At 67.0% G+C, this 21397-nt stretch carries 19 protein-coding genes; 8 read left to right on the top strand and 11 right to left on the bottom strand.

The genetic code is table 11. The features are described from left to right. Positions 1-55 precede the first annotated feature (55 nt). On the top strand, positions 56-856 hold the full coding sequence (locus ACFQ50_RS02410; RefSeq protein WP_377993929.1) for an SDR family NAD(P)-dependent oxidoreductase: 801 nt from the start codon (positions 56-58) through the stop codon (positions 854-856). Here ACFQ50_RS02410 and ACFQ50_RS02405 read toward each other — a convergent pair. Further along, complete coding sequence (locus tag ACFQ50_RS02405; protein ID WP_377993928.1) at positions 795-1880, bottom strand: FUSC family protein; 1086 nt, start codon at positions 1878-1880, stop codon at positions 795-797. The two genes, ACFQ50_RS02410 and ACFQ50_RS02405, sit on opposite strands and share 62 nt — an antisense overlap. A gap of 182 nt (positions 1881-2062) precedes the next feature. After that, positions 2063-3661 (bottom strand): MFS transporter, encoded by a 1599-nt coding sequence (locus ACFQ50_RS02400; protein WP_377993927.1) that lies wholly within the window; start codon positions 3659-3661, stop codon positions 2063-2065. 395 nt (positions 3662-4056) lie between these two features. On the opposite strand from ACFQ50_RS02400, the gene ACFQ50_RS02395 reads away from it, so the two are divergent. After that, positions 4057-4563 carry a hypothetical protein gene (locus tag ACFQ50_RS02395; RefSeq protein ID WP_377993926.1) on the top strand — a complete coding sequence of 169 codons (507 nt, stop codon included), beginning with the start codon at positions 4057-4059 and terminating at the stop codon, positions 4561-4563. Between the two features lie 256 nt (positions 4564-4819). Further along, positions 4820-5080, top strand: a complete 261-nt coding sequence (locus ACFQ50_RS02390) for a hypothetical protein (RefSeq protein WP_377993925.1) — start codon at positions 4820-4822, stop codon at positions 5078-5080. A gap of 90 nt (positions 5081-5170) precedes the next feature. On the opposite strand, the gene ACFQ50_RS02385 is transcribed toward ACFQ50_RS02390, so the two are convergent. Next, positions 5171-7759 carry an ATP-dependent DNA ligase gene (locus ACFQ50_RS02385; protein WP_377993924.1) on the bottom strand — a complete coding sequence of 863 codons (2589 nt, stop codon included), beginning with the start codon at positions 7757-7759 and terminating at the stop codon, positions 5171-5173. 40 nt (positions 7760-7799) lie between these two features. Between ACFQ50_RS02385 and ACFQ50_RS02380 the strand changes: the two genes are divergently transcribed. Beyond that, a complete protein-coding gene (locus tag ACFQ50_RS02380; RefSeq protein ID WP_377993923.1) occupies positions 7800-8882 on the top strand; it encodes a Ku protein in 1083 nt (360 codons plus the stop codon). Between the two features lie 40 nt (positions 8883-8922). Here ACFQ50_RS02380 and ACFQ50_RS02375 read toward each other — a convergent pair whose 3' ends face one another. The 7 genes from ACFQ50_RS02375 to ACFQ50_RS02345 form a co-directional block, all read right to left on the bottom strand. After that, positions 8923-9189: a Rho termination factor N-terminal domain-containing protein gene (locus ACFQ50_RS02375; protein ID WP_377993922.1), complete on the bottom strand. Its 267-nt coding sequence runs from the start codon at positions 9187-9189 to the stop codon at positions 8923-8925. Between the two features lie 2 nt (positions 9190-9191). Then, positions 9192-9659 carry an SRPBCC family protein gene (locus ACFQ50_RS02370; RefSeq protein ID WP_377993921.1) on the bottom strand — a complete coding sequence of 156 codons (468 nt, stop codon included), beginning with the start codon at positions 9657-9659 and terminating at the stop codon, positions 9192-9194. A gap of 277 nt (positions 9660-9936) precedes the next feature. Next, positions 9937-10215, bottom strand: a complete 279-nt coding sequence (locus tag ACFQ50_RS02365) for an HPr family phosphocarrier protein (RefSeq protein WP_003799274.1) — start codon at positions 10213-10215, stop codon at positions 9937-9939. Between the two features lie 51 nt (positions 10216-10266). Further along, complete coding sequence (locus tag ACFQ50_RS02360) at positions 10267-12300, bottom strand: fructose-specific PTS transporter subunit EIIC (protein ID WP_377993920.1); 2034 nt, start codon at positions 12298-12300, stop codon at positions 10267-10269. 2 nt (positions 12301-12302) lie between these two features. Then, positions 12303-13307, bottom strand: coding sequence for a 1-phosphofructokinase family hexose kinase (locus ACFQ50_RS02355; protein WP_377993919.1), 1005 nt, complete (start codon positions 13305-13307; stop codon positions 12303-12305). Beyond that, entirely contained in the window at positions 13304-14110 is an 807-nt protein-coding gene (locus ACFQ50_RS02350; protein WP_377993918.1) for a DeoR/GlpR family DNA-binding transcription regulator, read from the bottom strand. The genes ACFQ50_RS02355 and ACFQ50_RS02350 overlap by 4 nt, the downstream gene beginning before the upstream one ends. Before the next feature lie 239 nt (positions 14111-14349). Then, positions 14350-14607, bottom strand: coding sequence for a DUF6458 family protein (locus tag ACFQ50_RS02345; protein ID WP_377993917.1), 258 nt, complete (start codon positions 14605-14607; stop codon positions 14350-14352). A 168-nt stretch (positions 14608-14775) separates the two neighbouring features. Between ACFQ50_RS02345 and ACFQ50_RS02340 the strand changes: the two genes are divergently transcribed. From ACFQ50_RS02340 to ACFQ50_RS02330, 3 genes are all read left to right on the top strand, one after another. Then, complete coding sequence (locus ACFQ50_RS02340) at positions 14776-15393, top strand: alpha/beta hydrolase (RefSeq protein WP_377993916.1); 618 nt, start codon at positions 14776-14778, stop codon at positions 15391-15393. 590 nt (positions 15394-15983) lie between these two features. Continuing rightward, positions 15984-16730, top strand: a complete 747-nt coding sequence (locus ACFQ50_RS02335) for an HAD family hydrolase (RefSeq protein ID WP_377993915.1) — start codon at positions 15984-15986, stop codon at positions 16728-16730. A gap of 125 nt (positions 16731-16855) precedes the next feature. Then, positions 16856-19222 carry a glycoside hydrolase family 65 protein gene (locus ACFQ50_RS02330; RefSeq protein ID WP_377993914.1) on the top strand — a complete coding sequence of 789 codons (2367 nt, stop codon included), beginning with the start codon at positions 16856-16858 and terminating at the stop codon, positions 19220-19222. 54 nt (positions 19223-19276) lie between these two features. Here the strand turns inward: ACFQ50_RS02330 and ACFQ50_RS02325 are convergent, their stop codons facing one another. Further along, a complete protein-coding gene (locus ACFQ50_RS02325; RefSeq protein WP_377993913.1) occupies positions 19277-20617 on the bottom strand; it encodes an MFS transporter in 1341 nt (446 codons plus the stop codon). Positions 20618-20678: 61 nt separating this feature from the next. Between ACFQ50_RS02325 and ACFQ50_RS02320 the strand changes: the two genes are divergently transcribed. Beyond that, entirely contained in the window at positions 20679-21269 is a 591-nt protein-coding gene (locus tag ACFQ50_RS02320; RefSeq protein WP_377993912.1) for a hypothetical protein, read from the top strand. Positions 21270-21397 lie beyond the last annotated feature (128 nt).

The following is a 21397-nucleotide window of genomic DNA, read 5'->3' as shown; positions in this document are numbered from 1 at the left end:
GCCGGCATGGACCGCGGGGCTGAATTCAGCAGTGCCGCGGGCTTAGGCTGTTGGCATGACCAACACCGCCAGACCCACAGCCCTCATCACCGGCGCCACCGCGGGACTGGGCGCCGAATTTGCCCGCCAGCTTGCCGAACAGGGGCACAACCTCGTGCTCGTGGCACGTGACACGGCACGGCTCCAGGCCACAGCGGACGAGCTGCAGCGGCGGTACGGAACCACGGCTGAGGTGCTGACCGCGGACCTGACCGACGACGGCGGCGTGGCCGCCGTCGTCGGACGCCTTTCCGACCCCTCACGGCCGGTGGACATGCTGGTAAACAACGCCGGGATCGGGCTGCTGCATAACTTCGACGAGAACCCGATCGAGGACGAGAGGAAGCACCTGAAGCTGCACGTGCAGACGGCCATGGAACTCAGCCATGCCGCCCTCCAGGGCATGCTGGCGCGCGGCTCCGGCCGGATCATTAACGTGGCCAGCGTGGCGGCTTTCCTTCCCCGCGGCTCGTACTCGGCGGCTAAGGCGTGGCTGCTCAGCTTCAGCCGGTGGGCGAACCTCGCCTACTCACCCCGGGGTGTGAAGGTCACCGCCGTCTGCCCCGGGTTTGTCCACACCGAGTTCCACGACCGGATGGGGATGGACAAGTCCGTGGCCCCGGGCTGGACGTGGCTGCGGCCGGGGCGCGTGGTCCGCGAAGGGCTGGCTGACAATGAGCGCGGGAAGGCCGTCTCCATCCCCACCAAGCGCTACAAGGTGCTGGCGGCCGCCGCCCGGATGGTGCCGGACAGGTTCATGGCCGGGCCGCCGCGCCGGCCGCAGGTGCCGGGAGCCGGTTCCGGCGCGAGCGGATAAGCACCACGACGAGAATTCCGACGCCGGCTCCCACCACCGTTTCGACGGCGCGTTCGACGATGAGTACCTGGGGGTCGGCCGGCGCTGCCAGCTGGGTCATCAGCAGGATCACCGGAGTGAACCAGACCATCGCCAGCCCGTAGTGCCGGGTCATGAACAGCTCCGTGCCGAACTGGAAAACGATCACCAGCAGCGCCAGCACCGCGGCCTCGGCTCCCGGGAAAAAGTGCAGCGGAGCCCATGGCCCGGGCAGAAGTACGACGGCGACCACCACCAGCCCGAGGAACGTCCCCATGATCCTGTGGATGCCGCGGTGGACGCTGCTGGGCAGGTCGGCGCCGGCCAGCGGGACCGCGGCGGCCGCCATCGCCCAGTGCGGGTGGCCGCTACCGGTCAGGACGCCGATGGTGCCGGCGGCACCCACAGCCAGCACGTAGCGGGAAGCGTGAAGGGCGGCCCGGCGGCGGATGGCTCCCCGCAGCCGGGCGGACGGCCGCGCCGCGCCGCGGCGCCAGGCCCTGCCGCGGACCCAGCCGCCGAAGCCCACCAGCAGCGAGAAGGCGGCGGAGCCGGCAGCGATGAGAAGGGCAACATACCAGGGCACGGCGGCGGGAACGGAGGCGCAAGCGCCCAGGGCGAGGATCCCGAAGAACGGGCCGTTGGGCCGGAGATGGACCTTGTCCGAATAAAGGGAACCCACGCCCGCCAGGAGGGCTTCGATGCCAACGAGCCACCACGAGTGCAGGCCGTTGACGGACAGGACCACGCCCACGGTCACGCCGGAAAGCAGGACCAGTGCCGCCTGGAGCTGGTGTTTGAGCCGGAGCTGGTGCGGCTCCGAACGGCCGTACATGCCGGTGAGGGCGCCGAACACGGCGTAGATGGTGAGCTCCGGCCGGCCGAGGAGCAGCAGGACGAGGGAGGGGATGGCCACGCTGATGGCCACGCGCCACGCGGAGAGGTGATCGTTGTTGGCGGGGCCGAGGCTGTGCAGTTGCCGCAGGTGGTGCACTACAGACTGCACCGGCACGACCCCTTTCACCCTATGAAGGTAGCACCGCCGCAAAGATCTCACCGCGGGCTGCGTCACAAAGTGAGGCAGGCAACAGGGCTGGGCCCGGCTGGGCAGAGCAAAGGCCCGCCCCGCCCTTCTCCTTTAGGGGAGCGGGGCGGCGCGGGCCTTCAACCCGGGCGCGGGGACCGACGTCAGGTGCCGGCGGGCACCTTGTTCAGTTCGTCGTCGAGTTCCTTATGCAGTTCATCCACGGTCTCGAACGGCAGTTCGTCGAGGTCGAGCAACGGGTTCTCATCCTGGGTGGCCACCAGTTCGCGGGCCTCCGCCGCGGTGTCCACGCTGGGCATGGATCCGGGCAGCGGGCGCTGGGCGGATTCCTTGAGGAAGTAGATGGCCACGGCACCAACAGCCGAGGTGGCCATCAGGTAGTAGGCAGGCATCATGTCATTGCCGGTGGCGTTGATGAGGGCGTCCACGATGAACGGCGTGGTGCCGCCGAAGATTGCCACGGAGAAGTTGTAGGCAATGCCCATGGCGCCGTAGCGGCTGGCCGTGGGGAACTGCGCCGGCAGCGCCGAGGCCAGGTTCGCAACGTAGAAGGTCACGGGGAACGCGATCAGGGACAGGCCGGCCAGCGTGGACCAGATGCTGCCGATGCCGATCAGCATGAAGGCCGGGGCGGCCAGGACAACGGTGCTGACGGCGCCGATCCAGAGGACCGGGCGGCGGCCGATGCGGTCGGAGAGCTTGCCGGTCAGCGGGATGCAGAGACTCATGACCACGAGTACCGGGATGGTCAGCAGCGTGCCGTGGACCGGGTCGTAACCCTTGGATTCGGTGAGGTAGGTCGGCATGTAGGACGTCAGGGCGTAGCCGGCGGTGTTGGCCGCTGCCACCAGGACCATGGCCACGATGATCGAGCGCCAGTAGGCCTTGACGATGCCCACGGGGCCCTTTGCTGCAGCGTTATCACCGGCGGCAGCATCCTTGGCGAGTTCCTCCTGGGCGTCCAGGGTGGCCTGGAACTGGGGTGACTCCTCAATCTTGCTTCGGAAGTACACGGCGATGAGGCCGAGGGGACCGGCGATCAGGAAAGGCAGGCGCCAGCCCCAGTCCTCCATGGCGGCCTGGCCCAGCGTTAGCTGCAGCACGGACACCAACGCGGCACCCAGGGCGAAGCCGAGGTAGCTGCCCATGTCCAGGAAGCTGGCGAAGAAGCCCCGGCGCTTGTCGGGCGAGTACTCGCTCACAAAGGTGGTGGCACCGGCGTATTCACCGCCGGTGGAGAAGCCCTGCACGAGCTTAAGCACCACCAGGAGGGCCGCTGCCCACATGCCGATCTGCGCGTAGCCCGGAAGCAGGCCGACGGCGAAGGTGCTCGCCGCCATCAGCATCAGCGTGGCAGCGAGGACCTTTTGGCGGCCCACCTTGTCGCCAAGCCAGCCGAAGACGACGCCGCCGAGCGGGCGGGCGATAAAGGTGGCAGCGAACGTGCCCAGGAGGAACAGCGTCTGCACGCTCTTGTCCGCTTCCGGCAGAAACACGGGCCCCATGGTGGTGATGAGGTAGCCGAACACGCCGACGTCGTACCACTCCATGGTGTTGCCCACGATCGTACCGCCGAGGGCCTTCTTGAGCATGGGCTGGTCGACGACGTTAACGTCGGATACCTTGAGCCGGCGCCGCGCGAGCAGCTTTGGTTTCTTCGCACCCTGGGGTGCGGACTGGTAGGTTCCGCTGGCGTTCCTGGCGCCTGCTGAAGAGTCGGTCGTGCTTCGGTCTGTGGGCATTTGGGCAACTCCTGTGGAGGTCATTTGCTTGCGACTTGTAGCTGCCCCGCTCCGGGCAGGCCTTCAATTTTACGGGATTTCCATGGAATTTGAGAGCTGGGTGCCGTATGATCGCCCGCTTTAGGGGTCCAAACGGGGCCCAAATCAGATTTGTTTTGGCCGATCTGACCCCGCCATCCTGCGGATTTTCTGCGGCAGAGGCGATCGTTATCAAACTTTTTTCTGTAACGGGGCTTTTTGGGCCCGATTTTCCGCCAAAACCGGCCACCGTGGGCGGGCCGAAGCCAGCTCTGCCGGGCGGCCTGTAGCAGCCACGGAGAGGTGCCGATTGAACCGTTCAACCGCGGTGCTCGTCTCACTTGTTAGGTCATAACTTCCAGACAGGGGTGTTCGCCATGGACTACGAGATCAGCGGTCTGCCGATGCATGTGTTGCTCGTCCACTGCACGGTGGTCTTCGTTCCGCTGGCAGCCCTTTGCACGCTGCTCAGTCTGCTCTGGCCTGCCGCCCGACGGCGTTTGGGGATCGTCACGCCGCTGGTTGCCCTGTTGGCGCTTGTCCTGGTGCCGGTCACCATGGCAGCCGGCGCGTGGCTGCTGGACCGCGTTGATACCACGCCACGGATCCTTGCCCATATGCAGATCGCCGGGACGCTCCTGCCCTGGGTCGTTGGCGTGTTCCTCGTGGCCCTGGCCCAGTGGCTGTGGTTCCGCTACGGCGGAAGGCAGGCAGCGGGGATGAGGCGGCGCATGGGCACGGCCGGGTCCCGCGTCGTGGGGATTGTCGCCGTCGTGGTCGCCCTGGTGCTCTGCGGGGGTGCGGTGGCCACCGTGGCGCTGATCGGGGAATCGGGGTCCAGGGCAGTCTGGGAAGGGTTGTTCCGGAGCGGCGCTGAGGACTAAGAAGGTCTCTTCCCGGACGGCGTGATTCTGCCTAAGGTGGACCCATGGGAACACTGATCTTCGAGTAGTGGACGCGTCGCGGCGGCCATAGTGTGGCCGCCGTGCCCGGCATTCGCCGCGCAATCAACCCGCCCGTTCAGGTTTCTGCGTTCACAATGCTTCTTCGCTGGAGCAGGGCCTCTTGCTATCCAACAACGGCGGAACCACCGATCTAAATATGGGGAACACTTCATTTCATCGCGGAAAGGAAGAACAAATGGCCGACTCCTATAACGGAAGCAGCATCAAGCCGGATGTCGCTGCGCACCTGGCGGAATCGATGGAAAGGCCGCCGCTGCCCACGCCTGAGACTCTCGCCGTTACCGCGGCAATGGGAGGGGCAAAGCAGTGGCCGGATGGCAACGGCAAACGGCGCCACCCCAAGGAACACGGCGCAAGCCCCGGCCGGCTTGGCCAGGGCGCTGGGGTAACGGCAGTCCACCGGACCAGCCGCCCGCAGATGCCGCACTCGTCCTGACCAGCTGAAAATACGAAAGACAGCCTGACGGCGCCCGATATTCGGGTGTCGCCAGGCTGTTTCCGTCAGAGCCGCGGCAGGACTGGTCCGTCAGGGGTGCGGGGACTCCATCACCACGTCCGCCGGTTCCTTGTCCAGCCGCCAGCCCCGCCACACCGGGTGGCGGAGCTTGCCGCTCCCGGTCCACTCACCGAAGGTCACCTCACCCACCAGGTCGGGGTTCACCCAGCGCGCGTCCGCCGCGTCCGCCGACGGAACGTCGTCGAACGGGGACGTCTTCCGCGCCAGCCGCTCCACCTGTTTACGCAGCTCCTCCAGTTCACGCATGCTGAAGCCGCTTCCCACGCGGCCCACATAGCGAAGCGTCCCGCCCTCCGGTATGCCCACAAGGAGGGAACCCACGGAGTTGGACCGGTCGCCCTTGCCCGGACGCCAGCCGCCCACCACCACTTCCTGGGTCTGCTCGATCTTGAGCTTGAGCCACGTGTGGGTCCGCTGCCCGCTCACGTAGCGGCTGTCCGCCCGCTTGGCCATCACGCCTTCCAGTCCCAGCTCTCGGGCGCTTTCCAGGATGTGTTCCACCCGCTCGTCCAGGGTCTCCGACAGTTCCACTGGACACTCGCCGGGTTCGAAGAAACCAGCCAGCCGCTCCCGGCGCTTCCGCAGGGACAACCTCCGCAGGTCGTCGCCGCCGTCGGCCAGCAGGTCGAAGAGCATCATCCGTACCGGGATGGCGGCGCGTGCCCGTTTCACGTCGCCCGGCCTGGTGAGCTTCATCCTTCCCTGCAGGAGCCCGAAGTCGGGCCGGCCGGAAGGCCCGACGGCGATGATCTCGCCGTCTGCGATGAAATCCTGCGGCGGCCAGCAGTTCCTGTCCGTAAATTCGGGATAGCTGGCCGACATGTCGTTGCCATTCCGGCTCAGGAGCCTGATCCGATCGCCGTCTGCCACCACCAGCGCGCGGATCCCGTCCCACTTGAGTTCGAAAAGCCAGTCGCTGCCGTGCAGGTCCGCCGGGGTGCCTGCGGAGGCGAGCATGGGGGCCGGGTCCTCCTGGAGGGTGTCCTTTCGGGGCGCTGCGGGCCTGGAAGCCGCCGTACGGGCCGGGCCCACCTGTTCCTTGCTGACGGCCGGTTCCTTGGGGCTCGCCGGATCTTCCGCGCCAGCCGTCGGATCGGTCCCGGCGGGTTTTTTCCGCGTGCCCGGGACCCTGTCCATCAGATGGATGAGCCATTGCGACTCCTCGCCATGGCCCTTTCCGGTGTGGATTAGGGCGAACCTCCTGGTGCCGCCCAGTCCGCCGCCCTCACGGCCCGTCAGCGTGGCTATGACTTCCTTTCCGTTGACCCATTTTTCAAGCTCATAGACCCCCTTGTCCCAGATGCCCACGCTGCCAGCCCCGTACTCGCCCTTGGGAATGTCGCCCTCAAAATCGGCGTAGTCCATGGGGTGGTCTTCGGTCTGTACTGCCAGGTGGTTCTTGTCCCCCGACTCCGGCACGCCCTTCGGCAGCGCCCAGGAGACAAGCACGCCCTCGTGCTCCAGCCGGAAGTCGTAGTGGAGCCGGCTGGCGTGGTGTTCCTGGATGACAAAGATCTCCTTGCCCGCCTGCGCCGAAACGCCGTCGGTTTTTGCCGCGTGGTGCTCCTCCGCCGTGAACGGCTCCGGCGTCTTGCCCTGGTCGCGCAAGGACCGGTACCTGTTCAGCCGGGGATCCGCGTGCCCGCCGCCCCGCGGCTCCGCGGTTTTCGGAGGTGCGGAGGTGGCGTGGGCGGGGCCGGGGTGGCCGGTGGCCGCACTGACCGGGGCGAAGGGGTCCTTGCCGGCCGCCACCCGGCGCATGACCTCCTCGTAGTCCAGGTGCTTGAGCGACGGCGAACTCAATTCCCGCCAGGTCCGCGGAGCCGCCACCGTGGGGTGCAGGCGCCCGCGGAGCGAATACGGAACGATGGTGGTTTTCGCGGCGTTGTTCTGGCTCCAGTCCACCAGGACTTTTCCTGTCCTGAGGGTCTTCTTCATGTCACTGACGGCCAGGTCCGGGTGGTCGGCCTCCAGCGCGCGGGCGAGTTCACGGGCGAAGGCTGACACCTCATCCGAGGTCTGCGTCCCGCTCAGGACGGCATACAGGTGGATCCCCTTGCTTCCGCTGGTGACCGGAACGGGATCGAGCCCCACGTCGCGCAGGATGGTCCGCGCGAGCTTGGCAACCTCCACGCATTCGGGCAGCCCTGCGCCCTCCCCGGGATCGAGGTCCAGGACCAGCCGGTCGGGAGGCAGGGCGCTGCCGTGGGAGTCCACCGTCCACTGCGGCACGTGGATCTCCAGAGAGGCGATCTGCGCCAGCCAGGTGAGGGTGGCCGGGTCATTGACCAGCGGGTAGTAGCTGGTGGTGGTCTTGTGCGTGATGGCGGCGCGCGGCACCCACCCCGGGGCTGACTCGTCCAGGTTCTTCTGGAAAAACATCTCGCCGGGCCGGTCTTCGGTTCCCACCCCGTGCACCCACCTTTTTCGGGTTGCCGGGCGGTTTCTGGCGGCGGGGATCAGTACCGGGGCCACAGCGGCGTAGTAGGCGATGACGTCGGCCTTGGTGGTGCCGGTGGCGGGATACATCACCTTGTCGAGGTTGGTCAGGGTCAGTTCGCGGCCGCCGACCCGCACGCGTTCCTTACCGCCGGCCATGGGGCTTCACCTCCGGCCTTGTGTGCTGTTGACTTGTCCCATGAGAGCCATCTGGAAAGGCGCCATCGCGTTCGGGCTGGTCAACGTCCCGGTGAAGGTCTACAGCGCCACCGAGGACCACGACATCAGCCTCCATCAGGTGCACAATGCCGACGGCGGCCGGATCCGCTACCAGCGCCGCTGTGAGGTCTGCAGCGAGATTGTTGACTACTCCGACATTGAGAAGGCCTACGAGGACGACGGCCGGACGGTGATCCTCACCAAGGAGGAGCTCAAGTCCATTCCCGCCGAGAACAGCCACGAAATCGAGGTGGTGCAGTTCGTGCCGTCCGATCAACTCGACCCCGTCATGTTCGAGAAGAGCTATTACCTGGAGCCGGACTCCAAGTCTCCCAAGGCCTACATGCTGCTGCGCAGGGCACTGGAGGATACCGAGCGCGTGGCCGTGGTGCAGTTCGCGCTGCGGGACAAGACCCGGCTGGGTGCCCTGCGGATCCGCGACGACGTCCTGATGCTGCAGGCGCTGTTGTGGGCGGACGAAGTCCGGGAAGCAGCGTTTCCCGCCCTGGACACGTCCATCCGCATCTCCGCGCAGGAACGTGAGATGTCCGCCGCCCTGGTGGAGTCCATGGCCTCTGACTTCGAGCCCGAGCAGTTCACCGACGACTACCAGGCACAGCTTCGGCAGCTTATTGAGGCGAAGCTGGAAAAGGGCGACGCGCTGGACACGGAGGAGACGTTCGGTGCCGAGGCCGAGGGTGGCAACGGCGAAGTGATCGACCTGATGGAGGCCCTGAAGCGCAGCCTCGACAAGAAGCGCGGGGGAGGGGCTGCCGCACAGAAACCGTCCGAAGACGGGTCGGACGAGGATGAGCCGTCCGGGCCAGCCGCGCGCGGCGGCCGCGGCAAGACTGCGGGCGCGTCGAAGACAAGCACTGCTGCTAAGACCAGTACTGCCTCTAAATCCGGCACGGCGTCGAAATCCGGCGCTGCGTCTGGGACCGGCACTGCGACGAAGACCGGCACCGCCGCCAAAACCGGTGCCGCTGCCAAGTCCGGCACGGCGTCCAAGACCGGTACCGCAGCCAAATCCACGGCGAAGACCGCGCGGAAAGGCGCCTGAAAGGACGGGCGCCCCGCCGCGCGGCTGCATGTGCACCCGCTCAGGAGTTCCGGAGTGCAGAGATGAGTTCGCTCTTTTTCTTGCCTGAATACCCCTTGAGGCCGATCTCCTTGGCTTTGGCCTTGAGCCGGTCCACGGTCCAGTCCTCATAGTCGCCGGACTTGCCGCCCTTGCGGCCCACCTCGGAGCGCCCCTTCTTGGCTGCTGCGTTGGAGACACGGGCCGCTTTTTGCTTCGAGGCCCCCTCGTCGCGGAGCTCTTCGTAGAGTTCCGGATCCTTCAGGCTGGGGTTCTTCTTCTCTGGCATGGCTACCTCTCTACTTCGCCCCGGTCCACAGCGGCACGCCAGGCGCCGGTCTCGATGCCCCGGGTTTCGATGAATTCCTTGAACCGCACCAGGTCGGCGGACACCTGCTGCTCGTCAACGTGGGCAGCGGCCCCGGCCCTCTCCAGCAGGCTCTCCGGCTCCCATTCGAGTTCCACGTTCACGCGGCAGAGGTCCTGGCCCAGGTTCTCGAACGTGACCCTGCCGGCGTTGCGGGGCTTGTCCTTGCTGACCCAGGCGATGCACCGGTCCGGGGTCTGTTCCAGGATCTGCGCATCGTATTCGCGCTTGACGCCTGCCACGCTGGTGCGGAAATGGAGGGAGGTTTCGTCGATCTGTTCGACGGACTCGACGCCCTTCATGAAACGGGGAAACGATTCGAACTGGGTCCACTGGTTGTAAGCGGTGCTGACCGGTACCTCGACGTCCACGCTTTCCTGCAAGGTTTCCACTCTGTCATCCTCCTTCAGCACGGCTGTTCCGCCGATCCATCGAATGGCTGGGCACAGTTCCAAGCTAGTGGGGCGCAGAATCAAAAACAAGAAACTACTAAGTTTGCTTACTTCTGCGGAACGGGCCGCTGATCAGGCGTGATGTCCGCGGACGGTGGCGGACCAGCGGCACGGTGCCACCAAAAGGGCAAAAACTGTCCGGAAACGGCAACGGCCGGCCTCCGCAGCAGTCCCTCGGGGAGTTGCAGCGGAAACCGGCCGTAAGAACGTGCGGTGCCTATTCGGCGTCGTGATCCGTTTCCAGGATCTGGACCAGACGTTCGAGGGCGGCGTCGGCGCCGTCGCCGTCGGCCCGCAGCACCACAACGTCGCCGTGGGATGCGCCAAGGCTCATGAGGGATAGGATGCTGGCGGCGTCCATGGCCTCGTCGGCCGGCTCCCCTTCGCGGGCGATGGTGATGTCGAGGTCAAACTCGCCCGCGGCTTCGGCGAAGATGGCGGCGGGGCGGGCGTGCAGGCCTACGCGGCTGGCGACGGTTGCGGTACGTTCGGACATTTCTGCTCCTTGCAATTGCAGTGCGGGTTGGAATGCTGAAACAGCGGGGGGTCAGACAGTTACAGGGACGGACTCCACCGTATCAACGGCCTTGCGGGCAGCCCAGCGTTTGAGGGCCACCACGATGAGCGCCGCCACCACTGTTCCGGCCAGGATGGACACGATGAACATCATCACGTTGCCGATGGCGAAGAACACGAAGATGCCGCCGTGGGGTGCCTGTGACGTGACGCCGAAGGCCATGGTGAGCGCGCCAGTGACTGCGCCGCCGACCATGCTGGCGGGGATGACGCGGAGCGGGTCGGCTGCCGCGAACGGAATGGCACCCTCGGAGATGAAGGAGGCACCCAGCAGCCAGGCCGCCTTGCCGTTTTCGCGCTCGGCCAGGCTGAAGAGCTTCTTGTCCAGGACCGTGGCCAGGGCCATCGCCAGCGGCGGCACCATGCCGGCCGCCATCACGGTGGCCATGATCTGCCAGGGTGCCTGGTTGGTGGCGCTTCCGGCACCGAGGCCTGCGACTGCGAAGGCGTAGGCCACCTTGTTGACGGGCCCGCCGAGGTCGAAGCACATCATGAGGCCGAGGATGATGCCCAGGACGATCGCCGAAGCGCCGGACATGCCGGAGAGCCAGGTGTTCAGTCCGACGGTGATGGCGGCAATCGGTCCGCCAAGGAACAGGAACATCGCGCCAGAGGCGATGATGGAAGCCAGCAGCGGAATGATGACGACAGGCATCAGGCCACGGAGCCAGCGCGGCACTGACCATGTTCCGATCAGGTGGGCGATGTAGCCGGCGAGCAGGCCGCCGACGATGCCGCCGAGGAAGCCGGCGCCCATGAAGCCGGAGACTGCACCGGCAACGAAGCCCGGTGCAATGCCCGGACGGTCGGCGATTGCGTAGGCAATGTAGCCGGCCAGGGCAGGAACCAGGAAGCCCATGGACAGGGCACCGATCTTGAAGAAGACGGTTCCGAGGTACAGGGCGAGGTTGCCGTCCGGAAGGTTGACCAGGGAGTTGTTGGCCAGGATGTCGTTGGCCTTCGTGCCCAGGGCGATGTCGAAACCGGCCAGCAGGAAGCCCAGCGCGATCAGCAGACCGCCACCAGCCACGAACGGGATCATGTAGCTTACGCCGGTGAGCAGTGCCTTCTTCAGCTTCTGGCCGATGTGCTCGCCCTGTTCGGCGGCTTCCCGCTCGGCCTGCTCCTCCGCGCCGAAGTGCGGAACGCGGTGGGCGTGCGGGTTGTCCGCCGCGTCCAGGGCTTCCTGGACCATCTTGGCCGGCTCGTCGATGCCGCGCTTGACCGGTGCGTTGATGACCGGCTTGCCGGCGAAGCGTTCCTTGCCGCGCACGTCCACGTCGACAGCGAATATCACCGCGTCGGCAGCGGCGATGACCGCCGGGTCCAGCGGCTTGGCGCCGGAGGAGCCCTGGGTTTCAACCTGCAGGTCCACGCCCACTTCCTTGGCCGCGGCCACGAGGGAGTCCGCTGCCATGTAGGTGTGCGCGATGCCGGTGGGGCAGGCCGTGACGGCGACGATGCGCCGGGTTCGACTGGATGCAGCGCTGCCGCCAGCGGCAGCGCCGGTGGCTGCAGCCGGGGCCGCAACCGTTTCGGGCGCGGCAGCCGGCTTGTCCGCGAGGGCGTTGTCCACGAGCTCCACGATTTCTTCCCGTGAGGCGGCCGCGCGGAGCGCACCCGTGAAGTCTTTCTTGATGAGCGAGCGGGCGAGCTTGGACAGCAGCTTCAGGTGCTCCTGGTCGGCGCCGGCCGGTGCAGCGATGAAGAAGATGAGGTCGGCCGGGCCGTCCTTGGCGCCGAAGTCGACGGGCTGGGAAAGGCGTGCCATGGCGAGGGTTGGTTCGGTCACGGCGGCCGAGCGGCAGTGCGGGATGGCGATGCCGCCGGGAACGCCGGTGGCCGTCTTCTGCTCGCGGGCGAAGGCATCGGTGAAGAGGCCTTCCACTTCGCTCGCACGTCCGTTGGCGGCAACACGGCCGGCCAGGTGCCGGATCACGTCCTCGGGCGAATTGCCCAGGTTCTGGTCAAGCTCGACCAGGTCCGCGGTGATGAGCTGAGTCACTGTCAATCCTTCCGGAGGGCCGTGATGGTTACGGCGTCGGGGGTTGTTTGGTGGACTGCCGGGACGGTGGAGCCCGGCAGGGAAGCGGCGGCGGCGCCGTGCGCCACAGCCTGGCGGAGGCAGTCAGCCGGGGCGGCACCCTGGCTGGCGGCCAGCAGATAGCCGGCCAGCGACGAGTCACCGGCGCCGACCGTACTGACTGCGGTGACCGGCGGGTGCGTGGCCAGCCACGCGCCGTCGGCCGTCACGAGGACAGCGCCCTTTGAACCGAGCGTTGCCAACACGGCCCCCACACCGGAACGCACGACGGCGGCAGCTGCCGCCGCGGCAGCATACGGGTCCGCTTCGAGTTCCTCAGCCGTGTTCACCGAGGAAAAACCTGCTGCCGCGGCCAGTTCCGCGAGCTCCTCGGCATTGGGTTTGAGCAGGTCCGGTTTTCCGGACACTGTGGTTGTTGCCGGAGATTCGCCGGCGACGGCCGCTGCCAGGGGAGCGCCGGAGGAGTCGACGGCAATCATTGGTACGCCGGCCCCAGCGTCGGCATTGCGTAGCCGACGCGTGACTGTGGCGTAGAAATCAGCCGGGACGCCGGGCGGAAGCGATCCCGCCAGGACCACCCAGCTGGCTCCGCGTGACCGTTCCAGGAGCAGGCTGATCAGCGCCTCCTGGGCGTCCTCCGCGAGGACCGGGCCGGGTTCGTTGATCTTGGTGGTCACACCGCCGGGCTCCGTCAGTGCCACGTTGGTGCGCAGCGGTTCGTGGATGTCCAGGGATGCGAAGGGCACGCCCTCTTCCCGCAGGCCGGCAAGTACGGGATCGGATTCGGCGCCGGGCAGCACCGCAAGTGTCTCGAGGCCGGAGGTCACGAGGGCACGGGAAACGTTCACTCCCTTGCCGCCGGATTCCTGGCGGACCGAGACTGCGCGCTGCACCTCGCCCCGCTCGAGCGGGCCGGGCAGAGCCACCGTCCGGTCCAGGCTCGGGTTTGCTGTGAGGGTGACAATCATGCGACTACCACCTCCACGCCGGCCTCGGCGAGGGCCGCAGCTAGTTCGAAACCGGGTGTGCGGTCAGTGATCACGGTATCCAGATCTTTCAACGAGGCGAACTGGACGAGCGTTTCCGCTTCCAGCTTGGACGAATCGGCCAGCACCACAATGCGGCGCGCCGAATGGACGAAGGCAGCCTTAACAGCTGCTTCTTCAGAGTCGGGTGTGCTGAGGCCGAAGCTTGGGTGGATGCCGTTGGTCCCCACGAAGGCGATGTCGGGACGCAGCTTGCCGGCGGCTTCCACTGTGCCCTGGCCCACCGCCGCCTGCGTGAGCCCGCGGACCCGGCCGCCCAGAATCTGAAGGGCGATGCCGGGGGTGCTTGCCAGCTTGGCGGCGATGGGAACGGCGTGGGTGATGACAAGGAGTTCCTGGGCCGGATCGGCCGGCTTGGCCGGAGCTGCGGCGCCGCGGCGGGCGAGGAGGTCGGCGAGGACTTCGGTGGTGGAACCGGCGTCGAGGAGGATGCTGCCGGAGGGTCCCTTCGGGAGGAAGCCGAGCGCGGCCTCGGCGATGCGGAGCTTCTGCGCCTGCCGCTGGATGGTCCGCTCGAGGATGCTCTCCTCTGTGGTGCTGAAGCGGTCTGCGGAGACAGCCCCGCCGTGCACGCGGCGCACCGTGCCGGCCGACTCCAGGGCCGCCAAGTCCCGGCGGACGGTTTCGGTGGTGATGCGGAAGCGCTCGGCGAGGTCGGTCACGCTGGCGCGGCCGCTGGCTGCAACGAGCCCGGCGATCTGCTGCTGACGCTCCTCGGCAAACACATACCCTCCATTGCGTAGTTACTGCTGCAGTGCGTCGGCACTGCCTTCATGGACCCCCTCGGAGATCAGTGACGGCTGTCACAAATCTGCAAGTACTTGACTTTATCTTCGTTCATGTTGGTTTGTCAACGAAAAAACCACAAAAAACCAAAGGCCGGACCAGACCCGAAGGTCCAGCCCGGCCGTGTCTGGCGAGTCCACTGCCGCCCGCCCCTTCTGCGCGGTTCTACCGGCCGTTTCTACAGTCCGTTGTCGCGGCTCTCGTTTCGGGTAATCCTCTCGCCGGTGTTGGGGTCCACGACGGAACGCGTCTCGCTGACGCGGCGACTCCTGCCCGGGGCGGCAATGACAAGCGAGGCAACGAGGCCGATCACGCCAACGGCCATCAGGATGTAGCCGATCAGCGTCAGGTCCACGTTGGGGATGAGGCCCGGTGTGATGGCCCAGGCGAGGATGGCGCCCAGGGCGATGAGGAAAATGGCGGAACCGATTCTCATGACTTGCTCCTTGCGTTCGCGGACTTCCCGCCATCTGGATTCGTGCGGTGGGTCCTGCGTCATTTGCTAAGCATGCTGTCAAGCGTCAGGCTACATCCCGGTAACTCCCGTTTCAATCAAATCCGCAGGTCAGGGGCGGCCTTAGCGGCGACTCGCTAGGCTGATCGGATGGAGACGGTTGTATGGTCCAGGCCGGAGGAGGAACGCGCCGGCACCCCGCTGCTGGTAATGATGCACGGCTACGGCACGGACGAATCCCGGATGGTCAATCTCTTCGACTATCTCCCCGGGGAATTCACCTGCGCGGCGCTCCGGGCGCCGATGCCAATTGCGAACGGCTACGGCTGGTTCCTGCTCGACTATTTCCTGACCAACGATTTTGCCGACGTCATTTCGGCGGCCAACTCCGTGTTCTCCTGGATCGACTCGGCCAGGGCGCTCCACACCAGCGTGAGCCTGCTGGGCTATTCCCAGGGAATGGCCATGGCGAGCACACTCCTGCGACTGCGGCCGCAGGACTTTCCTGCGGTAGTGGGGCTTTCCGGGTTCGTCATGAACAACGACCTGCTGGCCCTCGGTGAGTCCCTGGACGAGCGGCCCCCGTTTTTCTGGGGAAGAGACCGGGCCGACCTCGTGATCAACGGGGACGCAACGGCCTACACGGAGGAATGGCTGAACGCGCACACCAGGCTCACGGCGCGGACGTATCCGGGCATGGGCCACGCCATGTCCAAGGCCGAGATGGTGGACGTCAGCGCGTTCCTGAGGCACTACGTCCTGGGCTGAAACCGGGTTCCGGCCCAGGCGGAAAATAAAAACAGTTGCAGGGTAAATCTGCAAGCGCTTACACTCTTCTTCGGCCGGTACGCGGCCAGCAGGCGTCCCCTCGGCGGTGGGCGGCTGGCAGTGCACGACTCATAGTGTTCGAAAGGGCAGGACCGCGCCATGCATCCTTGCGCCACCCGTCCCGCGGGGATGTTCCGCTGGCTTGCCCTGAACCGTCTGCACGCTCATCATGGACGTAGGCAAAAAACCGTGCGCCCGCGCATTGACGCGTTCAGCCTGGCCCGCGACGCCGCGGTGCAAATGGCGGAACCCCGCAAATTCACGCGCCGGACATAGCCCGGCCGGTACCTAACCGACCTGCCGCGCACAAAGTGGGGCGCCGTCACCGGCCAGGGCAACGCCGCCCGGTCCGCAGGAAATGCCGGCCTGTCCTTCAAACTGCAGCACCACCTCCCGGAAACCATTCGGGCCCGCGGCGCCCGGAGCGGCAGGTTCTGCAGGCACACCGCACTCTTTGGTCACCGGCGACCACGTTCCTGGTAATTCCCAACCCATTGCTGTCCGAACCCCGAAAGGACACGGAACAAAGCATGACCGAAACCCTGAATACCAGCGCTGGCAGCCGGCCGAACAGCTGGACCGGCGCCGCCGCCATCCTCTTTGACCTGGACGGCGTGCTCACGCCAACGGCCGTCGTCCACGAGCGTGCCTGGCAGGAGCTGTTTGACGGCTACCTGGAAACCGTCCCCGAAAAGGACGGCTACCAGGAGAGCGACTACTTCGACCACATCGACGGCAAGCCGAGGTTCGACGGCGTCCGGGACTTCCTGACGTCCCGCGGCATCACCCTTCCGGAGGGCCCCGCCGACGACGATCCGGACAACATCACGGTCCAGGGCCTGGGCAACCGGAAGAACCGGATTTTCAACGACATTGTCAGCGCCGGCGTGGAACCGTACACGGGTTCGGTGCGTTTCCTGGAAGCCGTGCTGGACCGCGGACTGAAGGTCGCCGTCGTCTCCTCCTCACGGAACGCCCCCTCGGTGCTGCGCGCGGCAGGGCTGGCGGACCGTTTTCCGGTGGTCGTGGACGGCGTCGTGGCCGCTGAGGAAGGGTTGCCCGGCAAGCCGGACCCCGCAACCTATGAGTACGCCGCCCGGCTCCTGGAGCTGCCCAGCGAGCAGTGCGTCGTCGTCGAGGACGCAGTGTCCGGCGTGCAGGCGGGCAGCGCGGGCAGCTTCCACTCCGTCATCGGCGTGGACCGCGGGGCAGGGCGGCAGACGCTGCTCGACGCCGGCGCCACCCTCGTGGTCAGCGACCTCGAGGAACTTCTCTAGTCCCGCGGTTTCCACACCGCGGCCTGTCCCGCGGTTCCCACACCGCGGGACAGGCCGCCAACAAGGCCCCGCCAGCCCCAACAGAATTTCCAGCACCACTTTCGACCGTCTAAGGAACGCCACTCATGGCACTCATCACCGCCGACCGCGTCCGCTTCCCCAGCGATCCCTGGAAGCTCGTGGAGACGAGCCACCAACCCGGCGACGCCGGGACGCTCGAGACGCTCTTTGCCCTTGGCAACGGGCACCTCGGTGTCCGGGGTGCCCACTGGGCCTCAGCCGATGCCGAGCTTCCCGGCAGCTTTGTAAACGGCTTCCACGAGATCTGGGACATCAAGCACGCCGAAAACGCCTTTGGCTTCGCGCGCACGGGCCAGCGCATCCTCTACATTCCGGATGCCAACAACTTCACGGTCGTCATCGACGGCGAAATGCTCAGCCTCGCCGAATCCACAGCGCTGGACTACCGGCGGTCCGTGGATTTCGCCACCGGCATCTACGAGTGCAGCATCGTCTGGCAGTGCCGTTCCGGCGCCACGGTGACCACGGTGGAGCGCCGGGCGGTGGGCTTCGAAGCCCGCGGCAGCCTGGGCATCACGCTGGAGGTTTCGGCAGACCGGGCAGTCTCCGCCGACGTCACCTCATCCGTCACCAACCGGCAGGACCAGCCGGTGGAGGACCATTCCACGCACGACCCGCGCCGGGCGGGCCGGCACGCCGGCCGCGTGCTGCTGCCCCTCAGGATGGAGGGCGGTGACGGCTCGCTGCGCCTGTCGTGGGAGGCTGCCGAGTCCAAGCAGCGGGTGGGGATCGCCGTCGACCACTGGACTTCAGCCGGCCACCAGCCCTTCGACACCCTTGTCGACCAGGACGACAGCAGCGTCCGCTATGTGCTGGCGATTGCCGCCGACGAGCCGTTCCGGCTCGAAAAGAGCGTCAGCTACGCCGTGGCCCGCGGCACCCGGACCGGCCTGCCCGGCGCTGCGGACGCGGAAGCGGGGGAGGACCCTGCCGACGCCGCGGAAGCCGGGCTGAAGCCGACCGGCGACGTCTTCGCCGAAAGCGAGGCGCACTACCGGAGCTACTGGGCGTGCGCCGACATCCAGGTGGGTGGCCAGCCGGAACTGCAGCAGGCCATCCGCTGGAACCTCTTCCAGCTCGCGCAGGCCACCGCCAGGGCCGGCGTCGCCGGCATTCCGGCCAAGGGCGTCACTGGCTCGGGCTACGACGGGCACTACTTCTGGGACCAGGAGGTTTACCTCCTGCCGTACCTGACGTATACAAACCCCGACGGCGCGCGGCAGGTTTTGGAGTTCCGTCACGAGATGCTCCCGGATGCCCAAATCCGAGCCAAGGAGCTCAGCGTGGACGGCGCGCTGTTCCCCTGGCGCACCATCAATGGCCTGGAGGCCAGCGCGTACTACGCTGCCGGCACGGCGCAGTTCCACATCGCCGCCGCCGTTGCCTTCGCCACCAACAGGTACGTCTGGGCCAGCGGCGACTCGGAGTTCCGCGCCGGGATGGGCGCCGACCTGCTGATCGAAACCGCCCGCATGTGGGTTTCCCTGGGCTTCTTCGGCAAGGACGGCGCGTTCCACATCCACGGTGTGACGGGGCCGGACGAGTACACCGCCGTGGTGAACGACAACCTCTACACGAACGTCATGGCCCGGTTTAACCTGCGGGCCGCCGCTGCGCTGGACCACCCGGCAGTCGATGACGCCGAACGGGAGCTGTGGGAGGCGGCTGCGCAGCGGATCCAGCTGCCCTTCGACGAGCACTACCAGGTGTACTCGCAGGACAACGACTTCATGACCCTTGAGCCGTGGGACTGGACGACGCCGCGCGCCAAGTACCCGCTGCTCCTGAACTTCCACCCGCTGGTGATCTACCGCCACCAGGTGCTGAAGCAGGCGGACACGGTGCTGGCCATGTTCCTGCAGTGGCAGGAGTTCACCGCCGAGGAAAAGCGCAGGGCCTTCGATTTCTACGATCCCATCACCACGGGGGACTCCACGCTCTCGGCGTGCGTCCAGGGGATCATGGCCGCCGAGGTGGGTTACCGCAAGGCTGCGCTGGAACACTTCACGAATGCCGCGTTCATCGACCTGGACAATACCCACGGGAACACGATCGACGGCGTCCACATTGCGTCCACCGGCGGGGTGTGGAGCTCCCTGGTGTGCGGCTTCGCCGGACTCCGCGACCAGGGACCCGTGCCCTTCTTTGATCCGCGGCTGCCCGAAGAATGGGAGACCCTGCGCTTCCACCTGAAGCTGCAGGGCCGCCCGCTCCTGGTGGAGCTCGACCAGGGCGCCATCACGCTGACCCTCCTGGACGGCGAAGCGCTCGACATCGACGTGCGCGGGGTCCGGTTCACAGTGGCTTCGCAGCCGGTACGGGTCCCGCTGGAACCGGTGCACGTGCCCGAGCCCTCGGTGTTCCCGAGCGGGCCGCCGACGGCGAGCATCCCGGTGGTGCGCGCGCACTAGTCGAGCGCCGTCAGGTGGCGGCCTCGGCGGTGCCGCGGCTTGCCGGGGCCTCGGCTAGGTGGTGGCCTCGGCGCCGGCGGGCAGGGTGCCCTGGCGGTCGAGCGGATGGGCGATTTCGTCCACTGACATCCGGGCCGCCAGCAGGGCCACCACCGCCATGACCGGGCACACCCCGCCCGCCACCAGGAAGATGAGCCAGATCGGAAGTACGGCGGCGGCGGGACCGGCCAGCGCCATCGACACCGGCATCAGCGCCAGTGACACAAAGAAGTCCAGGCTGGAAACCCGCCCCAGCAGGTGCGGCGGCACACGCCGCTGCAGCAGTGTTCCCCAGATGACCATGCCCACACTGCCCGTGGCGCCGAATATGAAGAGCGCCAGGGCCAGCAGCCAGAAACTGTCCATGAGCCCCACCGCCGCGAGCGGCAGGGTGCCTGCTCCCCAGCACACCATCATGACGGTCAGGTAGCGGCGCGGGAGCGGGACGGACGCCGTGACCAGGGAGGCGACGGCGCTGCCCACTCCCATGACGGCCAGCAGGAAACCGAACATGCGGCTGTCGCCGCCCAGCTGGTCCCGGGTCACGAAAGGCAGGAGCACTTCGATGGGCCCGATCAGGAACAGCACCGAAATGCACGCCCACAGCAGTGTCCAGAGGAGCCACGGCGTCCGGACGGTGTAGGTGACGCCCTCGCGGAGGTCGGCGAAAAAAGACGTCTTGGCTGGTGCCGTGGGGCCACCATCCGCCGCGTCGCCAGAGCCATCCCGGCGGGCACCGTGCCCCCGCCCGCCGGGGGCCTCGAGGGCATGCTGGCCGAGGAAGTTCAGGATGATGAACGCCAGCAGGTGGCACACGGCAACGCCGGTCACGGCGTGCGACGGCGACAGCGCGGCCACAACGACGCCGGCCACGGCAGGACCGGCCGCCTGCTGAAGCGTGGGGCGCAGGGTTCCTTCCATGCCGTTGGCGGCCAGCAGGTCCTCGGGCGGCAGGATCCGCGGCAGAATCGCCGAGTACGCCGGGAAGAAGAACGCCGCCCCGACGCCAAGGACGAAGGCACCGGCCACCAGATGCCAGAGCTGAAGCCAGCCCGCCATTGCCAGCCCGCTGACCGTTGCGATCACGGCAAGGTTGATGCCCTCGACGGCGATGATCAGCAGCCGCTGCGGAACCCGGTCCGCTGCGATGCCGCCGGCAAGGACGAAGGCCACGAGACCCACGCTGCCTGCGGCCGCCACGAGGGACAGCTCGAGCGGACCGCCGCCGATGTGGATGACCTGGTAGACCATGGCCACGGCCCACATGCCCGAACCGAAGATGGAAATGGCGAGGGCGCCGATCAGCACGCGGTATTCGCGGTGGGAAAAAGGGCGAAGGGCGCGGGGGAGGGGCACACCGCAATCTTAGGCCGAGCCTCTGCCGCGTGGAACGTGCGCGGCGGGATAGGCTCTAACCATGGGGAACACACCGGCCCGGCCGGGGCGGCGCAATGTGGCGCTGATCGGCGCAAACTTCGGCCTTGCCCTGCACCCGGTGGACCGGAACGGCGTTCACATTCCCGGCGAACCCGCTAGTTGTTTCGCCTCATTCTGGGTGGCTGACTGGTCCCGGTGGGGAACCGGAACGGTCCTCATGGTAGCCACGCTCCAGGGCTGGCGCAGTTACGGCTCCAACGAATTCTTTGCCTCCTCCCTCGCCACGGAACTGACGCGCTTCTTTCCGGAGGCCGCGCGCTTTCCACTCGGCGCGGTCAGCCACACCCAGGACGAATTCGACGTCGAACTCGACCTTGAGCGCGGGTTCCGGGCGACCGGGCGGCGGGCTGCCCTCGAAATTTCCGGGGTGCTGGACCGGCGGCAGTTCTCCGCGCCCGACTTCCAGTTGGGTCCCTCCGGCGCCTCGATGAGCAACGTCTACCATCCGTGCAGCGGAGGCAAGCTCTCCGAGTTCGGCGTCGAGTGGCCTGGCGCCCCCACTGTCTACCCCGGTCCCCGCGGGCCGTCCTCCTCCGCCTACATGGCGGTGGCCGAGTCCTGGTCGCTGTGACCGTCCGGGCGCTGTGACTGTGTAAGTGCTGTGGCGGGCCGCCCCGCGACCCGGTGATCAGCATGCTTGGTATGTTGGGGTGTGGCCTAGTGTTAAGGCCAGACGGCGGCCTCCGGCTGCCGGTTGTT

Origin of the sequence: Arthrobacter sp. NPDC056493 (assembly GCF_042795115.1) — a bacterium.
Lineage (GTDB): Bacteria > Actinomycetota > Actinomycetes > Actinomycetales > Micrococcaceae > Arthrobacter.
The sequence above is the reverse complement of the archived record's forward strand: the minus strand, read 5'-3'. Positions and strand labels throughout refer to the sequence as shown.